This window comes from Synechococcus elongatus PCC 6301, from assembly GCF_000010065.1.
In the GTDB taxonomy this organism is placed as follows: Bacteria; Cyanobacteriota; Cyanobacteriia; order Synechococcales; family Synechococcaceae; genus Synechococcus; species Synechococcus elongatus.
Map to the genome: position 1 here is coordinate 1,709,260 of NC_006576.1, position 20,012 is coordinate 1,729,271.

18 protein-coding genes, 1 tRNA gene and 1 pseudogene are annotated in these 20,012 nt (G+C 55.3%); 11 read left to right on the forward strand and 9 right to left on the reverse strand.

Translation table 11 applies throughout. The features are described 5' to 3' along the window. Positions 1–9 precede the first annotated feature (9 nt). From clpP to SYC_RS08445, 3 genes are all read right to left on the reverse strand, one after another. Positions 10–732, reverse strand: a complete 723-nt coding sequence (clpP, locus tag SYC_RS08435) for an ATP-dependent Clp endopeptidase proteolytic subunit ClpP (RefSeq protein WP_011243894.1) — start codon at positions 730–732, stop codon at positions 10–12. 91 nt (positions 733–823) lie between these two features. After that, the gene (gene tig / locus SYC_RS08440) at positions 824–2,248 is read right to left on the reverse strand and encodes a trigger factor (protein WP_011243895.1); all 1,425 of its coding nucleotides are present in this window, start codon (positions 2,246–2,248) and stop codon (positions 824–826) included. 11 nt (positions 2,249–2,259) lie between these two features. Continuing rightward, a complete protein-coding gene (locus SYC_RS08445) occupies positions 2,260–2,517 on the reverse strand; it encodes a hypothetical protein (protein WP_011378503.1) in 258 nt (85 codons plus the stop codon). On the opposite strand from SYC_RS08445, the pseudogene SYC_RS08450 reads away from it, so the two are divergent. The 7 genes and pseudogenes from SYC_RS08450 to SYC_RS08480 all read left to right on the forward strand — a co-directional run. Continuing rightward, positions 2,516–3,433: pseudogene (locus SYC_RS08450) on the forward strand (NAD(P)H-dependent glycerol-3-phosphate dehydrogenase); the annotation flags it as partial. The gene SYC_RS08445 and the pseudogene SYC_RS08450 overlap by 2 nt on opposite strands. Before the next feature lie 114 nt (positions 3,434–3,547). Beyond that, positions 3,548–4,828 (forward strand): PhoH family protein, encoded by a 1,281-nt coding sequence (locus SYC_RS08455; protein WP_336884511.1) that lies wholly within the window; start codon positions 3,548–3,550, stop codon positions 4,826–4,828. An 8-nt stretch (positions 4,829–4,836) separates the two neighbouring features. Then, positions 4,837–5,547: an LOG family protein gene (locus SYC_RS08460; protein ID WP_011243897.1), complete on the forward strand. Its 711-nt coding sequence runs from the start codon at positions 4,837–4,839 to the stop codon at positions 5,545–5,547. Between the two features lie 273 nt (positions 5,548–5,820). Beyond that, on the forward strand, positions 5,821–8,334 hold the full coding sequence (locus tag SYC_RS08465) for a bifunctional diguanylate cyclase/phosphodiesterase (RefSeq protein WP_011243898.1): 2,514 nt from the start codon (positions 5,821–5,823) through the stop codon (positions 8,332–8,334). 42 nt (positions 8,335–8,376) lie between these two features. Next, positions 8,377–9,774, forward strand: coding sequence for a glycogen synthase GlgA (gene glgA / locus SYC_RS08470; protein WP_011243899.1), 1,398 nt, complete (start codon positions 8,377–8,379; stop codon positions 9,772–9,774). Between the two features lie 21 nt (positions 9,775–9,795). After that, positions 9,796–10,494 (forward strand): hypothetical protein, encoded by a 699-nt coding sequence (locus SYC_RS08475; protein WP_011243900.1) that lies wholly within the window; start codon positions 9,796–9,798, stop codon positions 10,492–10,494. Between the two features lie 72 nt (positions 10,495–10,566). Then, on the forward strand, positions 10,567–10,806 hold the full coding sequence (locus tag SYC_RS08480; protein WP_011378497.1) for a hypothetical protein: 240 nt from the start codon (positions 10,567–10,569) through the stop codon (positions 10,804–10,806). Between the two features lie 62 nt (positions 10,807–10,868). Here the strand turns inward: SYC_RS08480 and SYC_RS08485 are convergent. Then, positions 10,869–10,941 (reverse strand) — tRNA-Ala (locus SYC_RS08485). A gap of 124 nt (positions 10,942–11,065) precedes the next feature. Here SYC_RS08485 and SYC_RS08490 point away from each other — a divergent pair. Next, complete coding sequence (locus SYC_RS08490) at positions 11,066–13,333, forward strand: ATP-dependent helicase (protein ID WP_011243901.1); 2,268 nt, start codon at positions 11,066–11,068, stop codon at positions 13,331–13,333. Between the two features lie 33 nt (positions 13,334–13,366). Here the strand turns inward: SYC_RS08490 and argF are convergent, their stop codons facing one another. Together argF and btpA are read right to left on the reverse strand one after the other, a co-directional pair. Next, positions 13,367–14,284, reverse strand: coding sequence for an ornithine carbamoyltransferase (gene argF / locus SYC_RS08495; RefSeq protein ID WP_011243902.1), 918 nt, complete (start codon positions 14,282–14,284; stop codon positions 13,367–13,369). Positions 14,285–14,355: 71 nt separating this feature from the next. After that, complete coding sequence (gene btpA, locus SYC_RS08500) at positions 14,356–15,219, reverse strand: photosystem I biogenesis protein BtpA (protein ID WP_011243903.1); 864 nt, start codon at positions 15,217–15,219, stop codon at positions 14,356–14,358. Positions 15,220–15,401: 182 nt separating this feature from the next. Here btpA and rimO point away from each other — a divergent pair, with 182 nt between their 5' ends. Both rimO and SYC_RS08515 read left to right on the forward strand, forming a co-directional pair. Beyond that, positions 15,402–16,760 (forward strand): 30S ribosomal protein S12 methylthiotransferase RimO, encoded by a 1,359-nt coding sequence (gene rimO, locus SYC_RS08510; RefSeq protein WP_041677008.1) that lies wholly within the window; start codon positions 15,402–15,404, stop codon positions 16,758–16,760. Positions 16,761–16,765: 5 nt separating this feature from the next. Then, the gene (locus SYC_RS08515) at positions 16,766–17,269 is read left to right on the forward strand and encodes an SRPBCC family protein (protein WP_011243905.1); all 504 of its coding nucleotides are present in this window, start codon (positions 16,766–16,768) and stop codon (positions 17,267–17,269) included. A gap of 84 nt (positions 17,270–17,353) precedes the next feature. Here the strand turns inward: SYC_RS08515 and infA are convergent, their stop codons facing one another. From infA to SYC_RS08530, 3 genes are all read right to left on the reverse strand, one after another. Beyond that, positions 17,354–17,566 carry a translation initiation factor IF-1 gene (infA, locus tag SYC_RS08520; protein WP_011243906.1) on the reverse strand — a complete coding sequence of 71 codons (213 nt, stop codon included), beginning with the start codon at positions 17,564–17,566 and terminating at the stop codon, positions 17,354–17,356. 71 nt (positions 17,567–17,637) lie between these two features. Next, positions 17,638–18,291, reverse strand: coding sequence for an HAD-IA family hydrolase (locus tag SYC_RS08525; RefSeq protein ID WP_011243907.1), 654 nt, complete (start codon positions 18,289–18,291; stop codon positions 17,638–17,640). A gap of 9 nt (positions 18,292–18,300) precedes the next feature. Then, positions 18,301–19,497 carry an NAD(P)/FAD-dependent oxidoreductase gene (locus SYC_RS08530; RefSeq protein WP_011243908.1) on the reverse strand — a complete coding sequence of 399 codons (1,197 nt, stop codon included), beginning with the start codon at positions 19,495–19,497 and terminating at the stop codon, positions 18,301–18,303. Between the two features lie 71 nt (positions 19,498–19,568). Between SYC_RS08530 and SYC_RS14100 the strand changes: the two genes are divergently transcribed. Continuing rightward, positions 19,569–19,988: a hypothetical protein gene (locus tag SYC_RS14100; RefSeq protein ID WP_011243909.1), complete on the forward strand. Its 420-nt coding sequence runs from the start codon at positions 19,569–19,571 to the stop codon at positions 19,986–19,988. Positions 19,989–20,012: the final 24 nt, after the last annotated feature.

The following is a 20,012-nucleotide window of genomic DNA, read 5'->3' on the forward strand; positions in this document are numbered from 1 at the left end:
GCCTGCCCGCTACTGGAGAACAGCATCATTATGGTCGGTGATGGCCATGGTTGGCCGTGTAAGTACCTGATCAATTAATCCGTAAGCCTTGGCTTCTTCCGGCGACATGAAGAAGTCGCGATCGGTGTCGACTTCAATTTTTTCGAGGGGCTGGCCTGTGTGCTGGGCGAGCAAGTCGTTCAGCGTGCTCTTGTGATAGAGGATTTCTCTCGCTTGGATTTCAATATCCACGGCCTGACCCTGAGCACCGCCGAGGGGTTGGTGGATCATGATCCGAGCACTCGGAAGCGCCATCCGCTTGCCTTGGGCACCCCCCGAAAGCAGGAATGCCCCCATGCTGGCCGCTAGGCCAAAACAGATGGTGGCGACATCCGGCGCAACCTGCTGCATTGTGTCGTAGATCGCCATCCCTGCCGTGACGGAGCCGCCGGGGGAGTTGATATAGAGCTGAATGTCTTTCTCTGGATCTTCGGCTTCCAGAAAGAGCAGCTGGGCCACGATCGAATCGGCAACGGCATCATCAACGCCAGTCCCTAGGAAGACAATCCGTTCGCGTAGCAAGCGGGAATAGATGTCAAAGGCGCGTTCGCCCCGGCCGGACTGCTCTACCACCGTCGGCACAATGGCTTGGGAGCCTGCGATCGCTTGAATCTGCGGCTGCTGCCAGCGGCTGTCGAGACCAGCGGCCAGTCGTCGGCTGTGGATGGGCAGAGAAGCGTGGGACGAAAACATAGAGGAAGGCACTGGATACAGCAGCGGCAGCGAGAGAGTCCCGCTGCCGACAATTATGCCGCGCCGAACTGGTCGACTGTGAGCGAGCGGCTTAGGCTTTTTTCTTGCCTTTCTTCGCTTTGGGTGCTTCAGGGGCTTCTTCTGCAGTTTCCGTCGCGGTTGTTTCCACGGTCGCGGAGGCAGCATCGACTTCAGTTTCTGCTGCTTTGGGGGCGACGAAGGTCACGCTGTTGTTGGCCTCAAACCACTCCAGCAGTTTGTCCTCTAGTAATTCTTCGCGGACGACCGTGATGAGGCGATCGCGATCGACTTCTTGCGGGCGAGGATAGTTGCTCAGCAGTTCAGCTGCCCGAGCCTTCACGGCTTCGTCATCAACCTGAGTCTCGGTGACTTTTGCCAACTCACCCAGGGCGATCGTGCGGCGCAGACGTTGCTCGTCTTCGTCCTTGGAATTTTCGCGCAACCGTTCCAGTACTTCTTCGGTGAACAGCTTGCGGACATCCATGCCTTGTCCCGAGAGACGGCTGGCCGTCTCGTTGATCATGGCAGAGATTTCGCGCTGGAGCAGCGACTCGGGAATTTCCACATCCAGCTGATCGGCCAACGCAGTCAGGATCGCGTCACGCTTGCTGGCTTTGACTTCGCTCTCATGTTCCGCTTGGAAGCGCTCGGTCAAGGCTGTTTTCAGCTCTTCGATCGTTTCGTACTGGCTGGCTTCCTGAGCGAAGGCATCATCCAGTTCTGGCAGATCGCGGGTTTTCAGCTCTTTGAGCGTGATTGTGAACTGGGCAGCTTTGCCGGCGACTTCTTCCTGGGCATAGGTCTCGGGAAAGGTGGCATCAACGGTGCGGGTTTCTTCGATCGCCATGCCAACGATGCCGCTGATGAAGCCTGGGATAAAGCGATCTTCTTCAACTTCAATTTGGAAGTCGGTGCCGCTACCACCCGGAATTTCTTCGCCGCTCTCGACGAGGATGCCTTGGAAGTCGATCACGGCCACATCGCCGATCGCCGCATTGCGGCCTTCGACGGGGACCAAGGTCGCCATCTGTTTTTGTTGCTCGGCTAAAACATTGTCAACGCGGTTGGCATCAAAGGGCACCTCAGCCACTTCGACCGTCAAGCCGGTGTACTGCGCTAGGGTTGCCGTCGGCTGCACGTCGACACTGGCTTCAAAGCTGAAAGACTTGCCGGGTTGAAAGGCAGCAACGAGCGTCTCAAAGTCGCTGCTCAACTGGTAGTTGCCGATCGCTGGAATCGATTCTTGGGCGATCGCCGATTCCAAGCTTTGCTGAACCAAGTCCTCAATAGCGTTGGCCTTGAGAGCGGTTTCACCCAAACGCTGAATCAGAACTGGACGGGGGACTTTCCCAGGACGAAAGCCGGGGAAACGAACTTCGCGACTGAGGCGGGTGAGGGTACGCTCGTAGACTTGGCGCGACTGTTCGCCACTGACTTCAATCTGCAGACCAACGCGACTGGCCGGCAGCTTCTCCTGGGTAACTTTTATCGACATCCGAGTTCAGATTATTTGAGGGAGCTGGTTGCAGCGTGGGCAATGATCCAGTGGCCTTGCCATAGGCCAATGATCGCGCTCGAGATCTCAGGGGGATGGCGATCGCGGATCGAGGCTTCTTTTTTCTGCAGTCTTTGATCGTATCTGATGGACATGGCTCCTGACCAGAATCGATCGAATTGCTCCCAGTCACGCTTCAGCCTTGTGGCGATCGCCCGCATCAGGAACAATGCCATGCTGAAACAGGCATAGCGATGTTGTGAGGCCATGCAAGAGGCAAAAGTTGCGGCAATTTTGGGAGCCGGTGCTTGGGGAACGACCCTGGCTCAGCTCTTGCGCAGCAATGGCCTTGAGGTGCGGCAATGGTCTCGCCGAAGTGAGACCTCTTTGGCAGCAACATTGGCAGAGGCCGATCTCTGGATTATGGCGGTCTCCATGGCCGGCTTGGCTTCCGTGGCGGATCAAGTGGCAGCCCTCCAACTGGGCGATCGCGCGATTTGGGTGAGTGCAACTAAAGGACTGGCGGATCTGGGCTGGCGGACTCCCTCTCAGGTTCTCAGCGATCGCTTCCCGCTGCAGCCGATTACGGTGCTCTCAGGGCCCAATCTTTCCAAGGAAATTAGCCAGGGATTACCCGCAGCGACCGTGATTGCCAGTCGCGATCGCCATGCAGCGGCCGTGGTTCAGCAGGCGTTTGCCAGCGATCGCTTTCGGGTCTATACCAATCGCGATCCCCTCGGAACCGAGCTGGGCGGGGCTCTCAAAAATGTGATTGCGATCGCTGTCGGGGTCTGTGATGGTCTCTGTCTGGGTGCCAATGCGCGATCGGCCTTGGTAACGCGAGCCTTGGCAGAAATTCTGCGCGTGGGGGCCTATTTCGGTGCCCGCACGGAAACGTTCTTTGGACTGTCAGGGCTAGGTGATTTACTGGCGACCTGCACCAGTCCGCTCAGTCGCAACTATCAAGTTGGATTCCGGCTCGCGCAAGGTGAGAGCTTGGCTGCGGCACTAACGGCGATCGCAGCCACGGCTGAAGGCGTATCTACCGCTCGAGTGCTGGCCCAGCTGGCCAGCCGTGAGGGACTAGAGTTGCCGATCGCGGCCTGTGTGGCGGAGTTGTTAGATAACCGGATTTCGCCAACAACCGCCATTGAGCGGCTGATGGCTCGCGATCTGAAAGCGGAATTGGTCCGAGAGAATCAGAACGTAGCCAGCAATACCTTACCCCTGGCGATCGCAGAGCCTCTGGCGATGAAAAAAACCTACGTCCTCGATACGAACGTGCTTTTGCACGATCCAATGGCACTGTTTCGCTTTGAGGATAACGATCTCGTGATTCCAATCACGGTGATCGAAGAGATTGATCGCTTCAAGAAGGATCTCAATGAACGGGGCCGCAATGCCCGCCAGATTTCTCGACTGTTAGATGGCTTTCGGAGCAAAGGGCATCTGATTGAGGGCATCACGCTTGACCACGGCGGCAAGCTGCGGGTTGTCATGCTTGAAAAAACCTTTCTTGAGCAACTGCCTAGCGGCTTGATTGCCAATGCAAATGACAACGCAATTCTGGCTGTAGCGCTGGCACTGCAACAACAAAATGGTCAGCCGACAATTCTAGTCACTAAAGATACAAATCTTCGGATTAAAGCTGATGCAACAGGGCTCTGTGCTGAAGATTATGAGTCTGACAAAATTGATTTTTCGGAACTCTACAGCGGCACAGCTGAGGTCTATCTTGCTCCCGACCAACTCCAAGTTTTTCGACGGGAGGGTGGCTTGGATCTCAGCGGAGAATTTTTTCCGAATCAAGCCCTGACACTCGTTGATGAAACAAATCTCTCCCATACGCTCCTCGGGCGCTATCGAGCTAGCGATCGCCGCGTTGTGCCTTTGATTCAGCCGCCCAAAATGGGCATCAGCCGCATTCATGCCCGTAATCGTGAGCAGCAGTTTGCCCTTGATCTGCTACTGGACGACAACATTCAGCTCGTGACGCTGGTTGGAAAGGCTGGAACGGGGAAAACGCTCTTAGCAGTGGCGGCAGGTCTGCATAAAGTAGCGGATGAGCGCCACTTTAGCCGCCTTTTAGTTTCGCGGCCAATTTTCCCAATGGGACGAGATTTAGGGTTCTTGCCAGGCGATTTACAGGAAAAGCTCGCGCCTTGGATGCAGCCAATTATTGATAATCTCGACTTTATTTTGGGTGGTGCTAACAACAATGGCGATCGCCCCAGTAATAAGCAGCAAAACTATCAAGATTTGATGGGAATGAATCTACTCCAAATTGAACCACTGACTTATATTCGCGGTCGTTCAATCCCACGCCAGTTCATGATTGTTGACGAAGCCCAGAATCTGACGCCCCATGAGATTAAAACGATTCTGACCCGTGCCGGTGAAGGGACGAAAATCGTTCTCACTGGAGATGCTTACCAGATTGATAATCCCTACGTTGATGCTTCGAGTAACGGACTGACCTACGTTGTTGAGAAATTTAAGAACGAAGCAATTGCGGGGCATATCACCCTCGAGCGGGGCGAGCGATCGCCTCTCGCTGAACTGTCCGCTAATCTGCTTTAATCACTGGGATGTCTGCTCCCGACTGTAACCCCCACAAAGACCTGCTCGAACGCGTACTGCGCGACAGTGTTTTTGATCTCTGGGCCATGATCGATCGCATCCTGATGCTGCCACGGTTGCCCCACGATCGCTTTTGTGTGTGTATTTTTGGCTCGGCACGGCTCATGGCCGATAATCCGGTCTATCAGGATGTGCAATGGCTTGCTCAGGAGCTGACCTACCTAGGCTGCGACATTGTCACAGGTGGTGGGCCCGGTTTGATGGAAGCGGCGAATGCTGGCAGTGTCAGTGCAGACCCTGAAAATCGAACGCGATCGGTGGGGCTCCGCATTGACCTTCCCCACGAACAGGGCAGTAATCCCTACGTTGAAGAGCTGTACGAACACAGCAACTTTTTCTCAAGACTCCATCACTTTGTTTTAGAGGCAGATACTTTCGTGGTGATGCCTGGTGGAATTGGCACGCTGCTAGAGCTGGTGACTATCTGGCAACTCCTACAAGTGTCTAAGCTGCCCCCAACACCCCTGATTTTGGTGGGCTCGATGTGGCGTGACTTCTTGATCTGGGCCAATGCTGCCATGGCTAAAGGGCAACCAGCTCCCGCCAGTGAAGTGGATTTAGAAATTCCAATTGCGGTTGAGCAGGTATCCGAAGTTTTACCTTTGTTACGACAAGCGCAAACTCGCTGGCAACAAAGCTGCCCAATCATCACTAATTAGCAGTTCTGCCATTACCTTGGGTAGCAGGACGATAATCCTGGCTTAGTTCATTCATGCACTCCTGCATGATCCCTCACCCAGAATGCTGTCATTTTTTTCCTGGATACCTCTTCCCAGACTGAGGGACTGGCCTGCCATTACCCTGGCAGCTGGAGTTCATATCCTGATCTCTCAGTTTGCCTATTCCTATATCAGTTTTACTGATGCAAAAGTCACCCCTATTTGGCCCTCAGCGGGAGTACTGCTAGCAGCTCTTTTTTGGCGGGCCCACAGGTGTGGCCTGGCATCTTCATCGGCGATTTTTTACTGAAGCTGATGACAGGTTTGGGCGTTGGAGTGAGCCTGAGTGGCGCAGTTGCTAATGCCAGTTCTCGCTTGGTCGCCTATGCGGTCGCAAAACGAGCCATTAGTCGTTCAAGTCGCTTGCAAACACTTGATGAAGTTTGGACACTTTTAGCGGCAGCAGTAGCTCAAGCAACGGTATCTGCCCTAATAGGAGCAACTGGGAATTGCCTATTTGGCGCGGCTAGTTGGAATCGCTTCTTCACAATTGGCTGGACTTGGTGGACCGGCAATGCCAGCAGTGCGATTTTATTTTTTCCGGTTGTCTTGCTATGGTGCAATCAATGGCGTCAGTCGCTGCAACTTTCTGCTAAGCGTTGGCTAGAGCTCTTCATTATTAGTGCAATCATTCTTGCGATCGCAACCTTAGCATTTGCGAGTAAACCCTATCCAGTATCTTCACTAGTTATTCCAGTCTTCGTCTGGCTGGCGCTACGTTTTAACAGCACTTGGGTATCAACAGGGATTACTTTTATTACCCTGTTTGCTTTTATTTCGACTGCTAATGGCAAAGGGCAATTTAGTGTCTTGGCGGTGAATGAAGCACTGATCCTTTTGCAAAGCTACAACAGCAGTATTGCTGTGATGAGTTTTAGTCTCAATGCAGTGATTAGCCAAGCTAGAAATAGTCAGACATACTTGCGACAAATTCTTGATCATCTTCCGATTGGTGTTGCTGTTCATGAGCTGACAGGTCGAATGACTTATGTGAATGCAGTTGGTCGAGAGATTTTAAGAGGCAAGTATAAGAGTGCCACACTTGAGGAAATGGCTAAGTTTTTTAATATTTATCAGGCAAGTAAAAACAGACTCACCCCGATTGAAGAGCTACCCCTGGCGATGGCTCTTCAAGGCCAGTTAAGCCATACTGAAGATCTTGAATTACGCTGGCCTGATCGCACTATACCTTTAGAGGTTTGGGGAATTCCTATCCATGATGAAACCGGCCATATCAAAGAAGGAATGACTGTTTTTCAAGATATTCATGAACGCCTTGAAAATGCTCGTCTGATTCAACAAGCAAATGAACAGCTATCCCTTACAGTTCAAGAATTAGAAGCTGCTAATCATAAGTTAGAGCAGGAGGCCTCGGAACGACAGCAAGCCCAAGCTCAACTCTGGCATTTGGCTCACTTTGACACACTGACTCAACTTCCTAATCGAGCCTATTTTGTTGAGCAATTACATGCTTGGTTCAATCGTTATAAGGCTGATCATCAATATCCGTTTGCTGTTCTCTTCTTAGACTGCGATCGCTTCAAAATTGTCAATGACTCCCTCGGTCATAGTGCGGGTGATGTTCTGCTCACGCAAGTTGCACAACGCCTGCAAAGCTGTATTGCTTCGCCAGTGATCTTCGCGCGCCTCGGTGGCGATGAGTTTGGGGTGTTAGTCCCAGCTCAAGACCCCGGCTATCCTCAGGATCTCGCGGAGCAACTGCATGAGTTAATTGTCCATCCGTTTGAAATTCAAGGACAGCGTATCTACATCGGTGTCAGCATCGGCATCAGTTTTGTCTCTGCCCAGATCGATGCTGCTGAAGAGTTGCTCCGCAGCGCGGATACAGCAATGTATGCTGCCAAACGCAATCCCCTCAGTCGTGGCATTCAGATCTTCTCGGCTAAACTCTCTGCCAATTCCCTCAAGAACCTTGCTCTAGAAACAGCCCTACGGGAGGCAATTAAGCAAGCAGATATTGATCTTTTCTACCAGCCCATCGTCGATCTTGAGACCGGCGCTCTCGTCGGGGCGGAAGCATTAGCCCGCTGGTTTCATCCTGAGCTGGGCAACATTCCCCCCTTGGAATTTGTGACCCTCGCTGAGCGATCGAAACTAATTTTCAGTCTCGGTAATTTTATTCTTGAAAAGGCCTGCCTGCAGATTCACCTCTGGCAACAGGATCACTTGATTACTCCTGGCGACTTCATCTTGCACGTCAATATCTCGGCCCAGCAGATTTGTCACGAAGACTTTGAGGACTGGATCAAAGATATTCTGCAAAGAACGGAAATATCCGCTCAGAATCTCATGCTAGAAATTACTGAGTCCAGTGTTGCTGAAGATATTGACCAGCAGTTGCTCAAGCTGCTCGATGAGCTGAAATCGATGGGAGTCCAGCTGAGCATCGATGACTTTGGAACAGGGTATTCTTCGCTGAGCTACTTGCAAAGGCTGCCGGTTAATTCCCTCAAAATCGATCGCTCCTTCATCCATCAAATCAACTTGGCTGGGGATAACCGCCAGGTCGCCCAAGCCACGATCGCGCTGGCCCATAGCTTTGGCTTGGAGGTTGTTGCCGAAGGCATTGAAGAAGAGTCTCAGCTCTACTGGTTGCGGCAGCTAGGCTGCGATATGGGGCAGGGCTATTACTTCTCGAAGCCCCTATCAGCTGCTGATATGACCGAGTTTCTGCGCTGCCACGGCTCTGCTAGCCAAACCCGGTAAGGCGCAGGCGTATAGTGGAGGGCGTTGCCCCCTGAGGTCTGCATGCGGATTCTGTTCGTGGCTGCCGAATGTGCTCCCTTCGCCAAAGTGGGAGGCATGGGAGATGTGGTTGGTTCCCTGCCCAAAGTGCTGAAAGCTCTGGGCCATGATGTCCGAATCTTCATGCCGTACTACGGCTTTCTGAACAGTAAGCTCGATATTCCCGCTGAACCGATCTGGTGGGGCTACGCGATGTTTAATCACTTCGCGGTTTACGAAACGCAGCTGCCCGGTTCAGATGTGCCGCTCTACTTAATGGGGCATCCAGCTTTTGATCCGCATCGCATCTACTCAGGAGAAGACGAAGACTGGCGCTTCACGTTTTTTGCCAATGGGGCTGCTGAATTTTCTTGGAACTACTGGAAACCACAAGTCATTCACTGCCACGATTGGCACACTGGGATGATTCCGGTTTGGATGCACCAGTCCCCGGATATCTCGACTGTCTTCACCATTCATAACTTGGCCTACCAAGGGCCGTGGCGCTGGAAGCTCGAGAAGATCACCTGGTGCCCTTGGTACATGCAGGGCGACAGCACCATGGCGGCGGCCTTGCTCTATGCCGATCGCGTCAACACGGTATCGCCCACCTATGCCCAGCAGATTCAAACACCGACCTACGGTGAAAAGCTGGAGGGTCTTCTCTCATTTATCAGTGGCAAGCTAAGCGGCATCCTTAACGGGATTGATGTTGATAGCTACAACCCTGCAACGGATACGCGGATTGTGGCCAACTGCGATCGCGACACTCTTGATAAACGACTGAACAATAAGCTGGCGCTCCAAAAGGAGATGGGGCTTGAGGTCAATCCCGATCGCTTCCTGATTGGCTTTGTGGCTCGTCTAGTCGAGCAGAAGGGCATTGACTTGCTGCTGCAAATTCTTGATCGCTTTCTGTCTTACAGCGATGCCCAATTTGTTGTCTTAGGAACGGGCGAGCGCTACTACGAAACCCAGCTCTGGGAGTTGGCGACCCGCTATCCGGGCCGGATGTCCACTTATCTGATGTACGACGAGGGGCTGTCGCGACGCATTTATGCCGGTAGCGACGCCTTCTTGGTGCCCTCTCGTTTTGAACCTTGCGGTATCACGCAAATGCTGGCACTGCGCTACGGCAGTGTGCCGATTGTGCGCCGTACGGGGGGGTTGGTCGATACGGTCTTCCACCACGATCCGCGTCATGCCGAGGGCAATGGCTATTGCTTCGATCGCTACGAGCCGCTGGACCTCTATACCTGTCTGGTGCGGGCTTGGGAGAGTTACCAGTACCAGCCCCAATGGCAAAAGCTACAGCAACGGGGTATGGCCGTTGATCTGAGCTGGAAACAATCGGCGATCGCCTACGAACAGCTCTACGCTGAAGCGATTGGGCTACCGATCGATGTCTTACAGGAGGCCTAGGGTCGGAGGAGGCGATCACTTATGGGGTTTTGGCAGCGGCTGCAAGGGTCATGGCGCGCGAGTCAGGTGGCCGTTTGGTCGCGGCTCAATCGCTGGAGTCGGCAACAACTGGTGGCACTGCAAGCTGCAGAAGCAGCGATCGGCAGCGATCGTCCTGAACTCGATCGGCGTTTGCAAGGGCGCGACTGGCTGGGTCTAGTCGGCGCAGGCTTGGCGATCGCGATCGCAGTCTGGCTGAGCCAACAACCGCTATCTTGGCCCAAACTGCAAGTGCGGCTGCCAGAACCTGTGGTGACGCCCGTCGAACCGCAGCCCGCTCCTGATTTATTGCCGCCGCCGAAAGCCCTTCCCGTTACGCCGCCCCCCGCACCAAAACCAGCACCGGAACCGCCACGTCCCTCGCGGCCAACGGAAATTGATCCCAATGCCCGCCTGATTGAGGCGATCCAGTCGGAAGTCTCAGCGATTAGCGATCGCTATAGTGAGGCGCTGATCTTGGGCGTGGAGGCCAACTTTGTCGGTAGCCGCCTCCGTCTGCGCTTGAGTGACGGCTGGGGCAGCCTTGCGGCTAGTCAGCAGGATCAACTGGCGCAAGAGGTCTTTCAGCAGGTGCGGGAACTAGGCTTCCGCCGCCTCGAAATCGTAGATGAGCGCGATCGCCTCTTGGCTCGCAGTCCGGTGATTGGCGCTGAGATGCTAATTGTCAGTCGCGAATCTTGACCATTGATAGGTCTGATGGGAGGCGTACCCAACAACAGGCTATGGTGATCCCAGACTTGAACTCTCGTTGCTATGCCTCGCCCTCTGACTCGCCAGCAAATCATCCAACGGGATCTGCGCTTGATTCGGCGGCGGCTGCAGCGACTTTTGACAGCATTTCCACAGGCAACCCAACAGTTTTTGGGTCGTGTCGTTGCTGTGGGTAATGTCCGCAGCGATCGTGAGGTTGATCAGCTAGTGGATCAGGTCAAAACCAATCTCAACCAAGGCATCAGCCAAGCCTTTGAAACCGAGGAGCCAGAGTCTCGCTAATCTGCGATCGTCAAGCTTCAACTCAGTCCTCAGCTGAAGTGGCCTGTTTAGCTTAAATGGAGTGGAGCTAACCGGACTCGAACCGGTGACCCCTTGCATGCCATGCAAGTGCTCTACCAACTGAGCTATAGCCCCATTTAGCGATATTAATGTTTTCGTATTTGCCAGCGATTGTCAAGCCAGTGCTTCAGAGCCGGTGCAGTCTAGCGGGGGCTTTGCAGCATGAAGCAGCAGTGCTTGGCCCACAGGATGAACTGCGATGATTGCCACTCCTAGCTTGGCCGATCGCCTCCAGAAGATGCGGGCGCAACTGCGAGCCGGGCAGCAGCAGCTCGCGGCTTGGCAGGCCGGTAGCCTAGCTGTCTCGGCAGTACCCGGCGCAGGTAAATCAACGGGGATGGCGGTAGCAGCCGCGATCGCTCTTGCCCAGCGCCCTCAACGCGATCGTCGACAGCTCTACCTTGTTACGGTGACGCGATCGGCCGCCCTCAACCTGCGTCAAAAAGTCCGCGAAACCCTGCAGCAACTGGGACTTTCGGCTGTTGGCTTTACGGTGCAAACCCTACACAGCCTGTCGTTGCAGATTGCCAGCACCGCGCCTGACTTGTCCAATCTCTACTGGGATCAGGTTAGTTTGGTCTCCGATCGCCGCAAAGCCCAGCTACTCCGCCAAGCAATCGACCAGTGGATTGAGGCAAACCCCACGCTGTTTCAGCAGTTGTTGAGGGGGACGGGCTTCGATGGCGAACTGGCAGAACAACTGCGCCGCAGCAGTGTGTTGCGCAACGAGTTCCTGTTCGAACTCGCCAAGACTCTGATTCCTGAAATTAAAAGTTCTGGTCTGTCACCCGCAGACTTTGCCGATCGCCTCTCCCCGTGGCCAGTGCTGGGCGACTACCCCCTGCTGGTGATCGCTCAGGGACTCTACGAGTTCTATCAAGTCGGCCTCCAGCAAGCCAGTTTGATCGACTTTGATGACATGGTGCTTTCAGCAGTGCGGGTGCTGGATAACCCTCAGGCTCGCAGAACATGGCAGTCCTCGATTCTGGCATTGTTTGAAGATGAAGCTCAGGACTCGTCGCCGTTGCAGATGCAATTGTTGGAACGGCTGGCCCCCGTCACAACCGATCAGCAACTGCAGCTAGTACGCGTCGGCGACCCCAATCAGGCAATTAACTCCACCTTCACCTCGGCGGATCCACTCTTTTTCCGCCAGTTTTGTGAGCAGTGCGATCGCCGTCAGCAGCTAGTGATGTTCGATCAAGCCGGTCGCAGTAGCCCCACAATTTTCCGAGCGGCTAACTTTGTCCTGCAGTGGGTCAATCGGCACTGGGCTCATTCAGACTCGCTCCGACCCTTCCGCGAACAAGCGATCCAGCCTGTTGATGCCGAGGATCCGCAACTGAATGCCAATCCTGAGCCGTTGGGTTTAGGACTGGAACTCCTACAAACCGAGACTACGATCGCTACGGTCGAACGTCTCCAGCAGCGTTTGATTGATCTGTATGCTGCCAATGCTGAGACCCAGGCAGCGATTCTAGTCCGTGAAAACCGGCAGGCTCACTATCTGCGCGATCGCCTGACCGAACCTTTGGCCAAAGCCGGAATCCACCTCTGGGAAGCCAGCGATCGCGATCGCAATCGGCGCATCCCCGAAGAAATGCTGGCGCTGCTCCAGTTCATTGAACGGCCCCACCAGCCCGATCGCCTGCGGGCGGCGCTGCAGGTGCTAGTCAACCGCGATCGCCTGCCTGCACTGCCTTGGGAAGCTTTGCCCGCGCCGGAAATCTTCCTGGGCGATCGCCTCTTCTGGCCGGATGCAAATCCCCGGTTGCTGCCTGCCCAACGGCTTTGTCAGCAGTTACTCAAGGCGCGATCGGAGTTGCCGCCCGAGCAACTGATTCCTTTTCTGGCGCTGACGCTGCACTACGACGGCAGTGAATTGGCGACAGCCGATCAGCTAGCAGATCAACTGGGTCGCCAAGCTTGGAGTAATTTATCGCTGGGGCAATTGCTAGCGGATTTGCAGAATCTCCTGGAGAGCGATCGCCTGACCAGTGTCGAAACGGAAGATCCGGGCCTTGCCTTGACGCGATCTGGGCAGGTCACGATTCTGACCATGCATCGCTCCAAAGGGCTGGACTGGGACTGCGTTTTTCTGCCTTTTCTAGAAGCCTCGCAGATCCCCGGTGGGCGATCGCCCAAGCAAAGTGAGGCATTTTTAGGTCCCCAACCTTGGATTGCGATCGCGCGGCTGCAACTACGACGCGCTTTACAAGCTGAGACAGGCGCAGGCGTTGAACCTTTCACCGATCTAGCCGCCGCAGTCTCTGAGGCTCAAGCCCTGCGAGAAGCTGAGGAATATCGTCTGCTCTACGTCGCCATGACCCGCGCCAAGCGACTGCTCTGGATGGCCTCGGCTCAACAAGCGCCTCGTAACTGGACGTTTCCCCAGTCCCTCATCGATCAAACTCCTTGTCCGGCGCTCGCTGCGCTCTATCGCCAGTTTCCCCAACACCGCTGCTGAGGCTCGTTCAGGTTGCTGCAACTGTGATCAGAACTAGATAGCGCCAAGTAGTAAGGCGAGCACTGCTTTCTGGGCATGGAGGCGGTTTTCAGCCTGATCCCAGACGCGGGACTGCGATCCTTCTAGTACTTCCGCCGTGATCTCTTCTTCGCGGTGAGCCGGCAGACAATGCAGCACGATCGCGGCGGGATCGGCTTTTTCTAGCAGGGCTTGGTTGAGTTGGTAGGGCGTAAAGGCTTTGACCCGCGCTTGGGCTTCTTCCTCTTGCCCCATGCTGGCCCAAACATCGGTGTAGAGCACATGAGCCCCTTGGGAGGCTGCGATCGGATCGTGGAGGATTTCTACCTTGGCGCGATCGCCAGCAATCTGCTGCGCTTTGGCAACAATCCGCTCCTGCGGCTGATAGTCAGGCGGGCAAGCAATCCGCACATTCATCCCGACTTGGGCGCACCCTAGCAGCAGCGAATGGGCGACATTATTGCCATCCCCGAGGTAGGTCAGCGTTAGGTCTTGCCACTGACCAAAGTTTTCTTGAATCGTCTGCAAGTCCGCCAGAATTTGGCAGGGATGGTAGTCATCTGTCAGGGCATTGATGACGGGAATATCGGCGTAGTGGGCGTATTCTTCTAGGTCTTGCTGGGCGAAGGTACGAATCGCTAGCGCATCCAAATAGCGGCTGAGAACCCGTGCTGTATCTGCGATCGGTTCACCCCGCCCCACTTGGGTGACGTTGGGGTTGAGATCCAAGACTTGGCCGCCCATCTGCATGATGGCTGCCGAAAAGCTGACGCGGGTGCGAGTGGAGGACTTACTGAAAATCAGTCCTAGTGTCTTAGGACAATGGACAGTCGTTTGACCCGACTTGAGAGTGGCGGCCAGTTCCAAAATTTCGAGAACTTCTGCACTCGAAAGGTCCGCTAGCGTCAGTAGGTCGCGTCCTGCCAGTCCCATCGATCGCCTCCCCTGCAGAAACCTCTCATTCTACAGAGGCGATCGCCGCAATGCGCACCAGTCCGTCTGCTTTACCGCGAGAGACTTGCGCTATTGGTGTTGACTGCTTGGGGAGTGGCAACAGTTTGGAGACGTTGTTGGCAAGCCCGCACCGTGTCGACAAAGCGACCAACGCGCACGGGATCGATCGATTGCTCGCGTTTGCCTTGACGCTTCAGCGAAGAGGAAACAATCACACCATCGGCTGCTTGCAGCAGTTGGCCAATGTTCTCAATCGAAGCCCCGCTACCGATGAACACGGGAACATCGCCCGCAGCCGCTTTTGCCAGCTCCAAATCTTCTAGCGACGGTGGGCTGCCGGTTGCCCAACCGGAAAGAATGACGCCATCCGCCAACCCGCGCTCGATCGTGTCTTGCACCGCCACGGTCAGATTGGGGGTTCCCAGCGGTCGGGCATGCTTGACCAAGACATCGGCCAAAATCTGCACGGAACTGCCCAACTCGCGCCGATAGCGCAGTAGTTGATGCGCTTCGCCTTCAATCAAGCCCTGATCTGTGGCCATCACACCCGTCAGGACGTTGACGCGGATGAAAGCTGCACCCGTGCAGCTAGCGATCGCCAAAGCACTGTGGGCATCGTTGCGCAGGACATTCAGCCCTAAGGGAATGGTCACGAGGTTTTGGAGCCGCTCGACCACCAGGGTCATCGCGCTAACAACGGCAGGATCAACGCGATTCTTAGGGAACGGTGCGTCGAAAAAATTCTCAACAATAATGCCGTTAACGCCGCCGGCCGCCAGCGCCGTAGCTTCCTGTTCCGCACGCTCAATCACAGCGCGGAGATTGCCACCCCAGCGAGCCGCTGTGGGCAGCGGTTGCAGGTGCACCACGCCAATGACGGGGGTTGTGGTTCCAAAAATGCGATGCAAATCCACGTCAGAATCGAGTCGCTGCAATCAATCGCGGGTCTGTAACAAGCATCATACTCTCTGGCAGGGATCCCGCTGAATCAGACTGCAAAGCAGTGCGATAGGATCGACAAGCTATTCGACTTTCAGTTGTCGCTTGATCCTCACTGAAAGCGATCGCCTTTCCTTCATTCCGTTTGCGCGCTGCCATGACGGCCAAACCAACGATCGCGTTCTCGCACCTCGGGTGTGAGAAAAACCGCATCGACACTGAACACATGATTGGTTTGCTCGCTGAGGCAGGCTACGGCATCGATGCCAACGAAGCGTTAGCCGATGTAGTGGTGGTCAACACCTGCAGCTTCATCCAAGCCGCTCGCGAAGAATCGGTACGGACGCTTGTAGAGCTGGCGGAGTCGGGCAAAAAAATTGTGATCGCGGGCTGCCTCGCCCAGCACTTCCAAGATCAACTGCTGGCAGAGTTGCCAGAAGCGATCGCCCTCGTTGGGACAGGAGACTATCACCGCATTGTCGATGTGCTGCAACGCACGGAAAGCGGCGAGCGCGTCAATGCCATTTCCCAAGAGCCGAGCTTTATTGCCGACGAAAATCTACCGCGCTACCGTACGACCACTTCAGCCGTGGCTTATCTGCGCGTTGCCGAAGGCTGTGACTATCGCTGCGCCTTCTGCATCATTCCGCATCTGCGCGGCAAGCGGCGATCGCGATCAATCGAGTCGATCGTGGCGGAAGCGAAGCAACTGGCTGCTGAAGGCGTGCAAGAGCTGGTGCTGATCTCGCAGATCACCACCAACTACGGCCTCGATCGCTACGGCAAACCAATGCTGGCGGAACTGCTGCGCCAACTGGGTCAAGTCGATGTGCCCTGGATTCGTATTCACTACGCCTATCCGACCGGTCTGACGCCGGAGGTGATTGCAGCGATTCGAGAAACCCACAACGTGCTGCCCTATCTCGATCTGCCGTTGCAGCATTCCCACCCCGAGATCCTCAAGGCAATGAACCGGCCATGGCAGGGCAATGTCAACGATCGCATCATCGAGAAGCTTAAAGAAGCGCTGCCAGATGCGGTGCTGCGCACCACGTTCATTGCAGGCTTCCCCGGGGAAACGGAGGAGCATTTCCGTCACCTGCAGCAATTTATTCAACGCCACGAGTTCGATCATGTTGGCGTCTTCGCTTTCTCACCGGAAGAGGGAACTGCTGCGATCGACCTCCCCAATCCGGTGCCCGATGACGTTAAGGAAGCACGGCGCGATGCCTTGATGGCCACGCAGCAACCGATCGCAGAACGTCGCAATCGCGCTCAAATCGGTCGCCTCGTCGATGTGCTGATCGAGCAAGAGCATCCCAGCACCGGCCTCAAGATTGGGCGATCGGCACGCTTTGCCCCTGAAGTGGATGGAGTGGTTTACGTCCAAGGAGACGCCGCTTTGGGTCAGCTCGTGACTGTGCGGATTACCGATGCCGATATCTACGATCTGCATGGCGAAGTGGCTAGTGCCGCCGATCTGTTCCAAGTTAGTCGTCAGCCGAGCCTCGCCTAGCTGTCATGCGCCGATTCCAGCGATCGACCGTCATTGATGCCCCGCGCGAACTCGTCTGGGCGTTCCACGAGCAAGCGGATGTTCTGGAGCAACTAACGCCGCCTTGGTTGCCGGTGGAAGTGGTACGGCGTGAAGGTGGTCTGGGTCCTGGCGCTGTCTCAGAGTTTCGACTCTGGTTAGGCCCAGTGCCGATTCGCTGGGTTGCCACCCACAATGATGACTATGAGCCGGGGCGTTGTTTCTGCGATCGCCAGAGCCAAGGGCCGTTTGCTGATTGGCTACACCGGCACATCTTTAGCCGCGAGGGCGATCGCACTCGCCTGATTGATGAAGTCGAATATGCACTGCCCGGTGGCTGGTTGCCGGAGTTGAGCGTTTGCCCCGTGGTCGATGCGCAGCTGGAGCGGCTATTTGCCTACCGCCAACAGGTTACCAAGCAATGGTGCGAGAGTCGCCGCGATGCTTTCCTGCAGTCTAATCGCACAACAAAAGGGCTGCAATCGCTCTAGATTCAGCCCTTGATTGTGTATTGATGCTGAGGCCTCCAGTCGGGTTCAGTAAGGATTCCTTGACCTGCTCTGCTGGGTGATCGCCTATTTGCGGTGGCGGAAGGTGATGCGACCGCGGCCCAAATCGTAAGGGCTGACTTCAACGGTCACTTTGTCACCAGCCAAGACTTTAATTTTGTTCTTGGTCAACTTGCCTGCAGCACGGCACAGGCACTGGTGTCCTGGGGGTTGATCGAGGACTACGAGATAAAAACCATTGCCTTGTTCGCGTTCAACGACGCCAGACGTCTCAATCATGCAAGCTCTGTGGACTTCCAATTGTCCACTCTAGCAGTCCGACCGGACGGGCGATCGCTTCCTGGTTTGAATCAGGCTTCGCGCTTCAGCCAAATTGGCTGTAGACCCGCTGCTTGCGAACCCCGTACGTCTTCCCGAAAACTGTCGCCAATGTGCCAAGCCTCGTGCGGCTGACACTGTTGTTGCGCTAAAGCCATCGCAAAGATCAGGCGATCGGGTTTGGCAGCACCCACTTCCGGCGAAATCGTGATGCTGCTGAAGTAATTCGTCAGCCCCAAGCTGTCGAGTACTGGATAAATGCGGCTATCGAAGTTAGAAATAATTCCCAAGGCAACGCCGCGATCGCGCCAATAGTCCAGTAGCGGCCAGACATCGTCGTAGACAAACCAAGGCTCCGGCCCTTGGAAGTGACGATAGAGGTTGTCAAAGAAATCGGCAAAACTCTGATCAGAAAACTGGACTAAATCCCCCGATCGCTCGAAGGTGCGTCGCGCGATCGCCTGCCACCACTGATATTCCAAGGCGGGAACTTGCTCCGGCGGTGCCTCGGGAAAGGCCAGCGGTGGTGCTTCTTGAAAAGCCGCGTAGAAGGCATCGTTCAAACGCCGTGCGTTGGCATCGACGCCAAACTCCAACGCTAGCTGTCGATAGGCCAGTCCCACACTGCCTTTGACGCCAAACAGCGTGCCGACTGCATCAAAGAAAATTACCTGGGGAAGAGCCATAGCCAGCGATTAGGAATGCAGCAGCGAGTCCAACGGTTGCAGGAGCCAATTCAGACCTACGCGACATTGTTGCGTTGGAGTGGGCATCCGGTAAAGGTAGGCCAAGCGGCGGGCGACTGCCGCTAGGGGGCCTTCCAAAGTCAACCCGAGTCCTGTCAATGTGGCGTTGCCGGAACCCAGCGCCAGCATTTCACCCAAGGCTTGGTATTGGAAATCGCTCAAAGGTTGCTCACGGCGTTGAGCGATCAAATTCGCAGCCAGACAGTTTGCCTGCTGGAACGCTGCCTGAGCGGTGGCCGGAATCGCTTTGCCATCCACCAGTGGTAGCTCTGCCAAGTCACCCAGCGCGAAAAGGTTATTGTGACCGCTGATTTGTAGGGTCAGCGCGGTTTGTAGTTGACCTCGAGCATTTTTGGGTAAATCCAGAGCGGCAACGGCTGCGGGCACTCGGTTGCCAACCGTCCACAAGACCAGATCGATGTTGCTGAGTCGTTCCGTTTGCTCCCCGCGCTGCAGCACGATCGCATCAGCTTCGACGGCAGCCACACCGGTTTTCAGATCCAAGAGAATCTGGCGCTGCTGTAAAGCTCGTTCTGCCGCTTCACGGTTAAATTCTGGCGAGTTGCGCAGAATGTCTTCACCCAGCTCAATCAGGCGAATCCAGGCGCGATCGCCCAAGCGATCGGCCAGTTTGCAGGCCAGCTCGACCCCACTGGGACCCGCTCCCACGATCGCAATGCGGATCTGGCGATCGGGCTGATGTTCCAGCTCACTCAAGCGAGTATTGAGGGCGATCGCGTCGTCCAAACTGCGGAACGGTAGGGCGTGAGTTTCTGCACCGGGGGCGAGATCACGAGGCGTTTCACCCCCCAAAGCCAACACGAGCTGACCAAACTCAAAAACTTGTCCCGACTCCAATACGACAAGCTGTTGCTGGAGATCGACCTCGCTAACAACCCCCCGATGGAATTGCACCGGCGTATTTGCCAGCAGATCGCGGTAGCGGGGCGCGACTTCCCAGCCTTGGAGTTCACCCGTGATCAGTTCGTAGAGCAGCGGCAAAAAAACAAAGCGATCGCCACGGTCAATCAAATGAATCGGCGGCCGACTGGCCCCCTGCCAAGACTGCTGAGCCAGCGCTAGCGCGGTATAGAGACCACCAAAGCCACCGCCGAGGATACAGATTGCTGAGTTGGCGCTGACCATGATGCGCGAGCCTACTGTAATGTTTTGTCTCTTTTGCAGGATAACGATTCACTGCGATCGCCGCCGGTTGTGTGGCTGACGTGGTCAGCTCTGGCGCTTTCCCAATCTTCCTCGGACTGGCTTCTTTGCTGAAACCAGCTGTTGCAGCGATCTTAAAAGGTGCGGCAAACCGCCCAAGCTCACCGAAGGGGAATGCCAAACTGAGAATATTCCTGCTCTCTTCTATTCCTATGGCCAAACATGATCAGGCCCATATGTCGCGCCGTGTCAGCAAGTTTAAGCCCGGTGGTTTGAGCGCGATGACCCGCAAGCAGATGGAATATTACATGGGGGCTAAGCTGCTGGAGCTCGGCGTTGAACCGAAGTCGGCCATCTACCGCTGGAGTACGACGGAAGAAGGTAATGATGCCGTTTACACCTACAGTGCTTATTGGGGCGAGGCCCGGCAGCAGGTGGAACAAGGTTTAGAGCCTGCCGCTCCGACGGCCTAACGCTTTTGACGAACTGTTGCGATC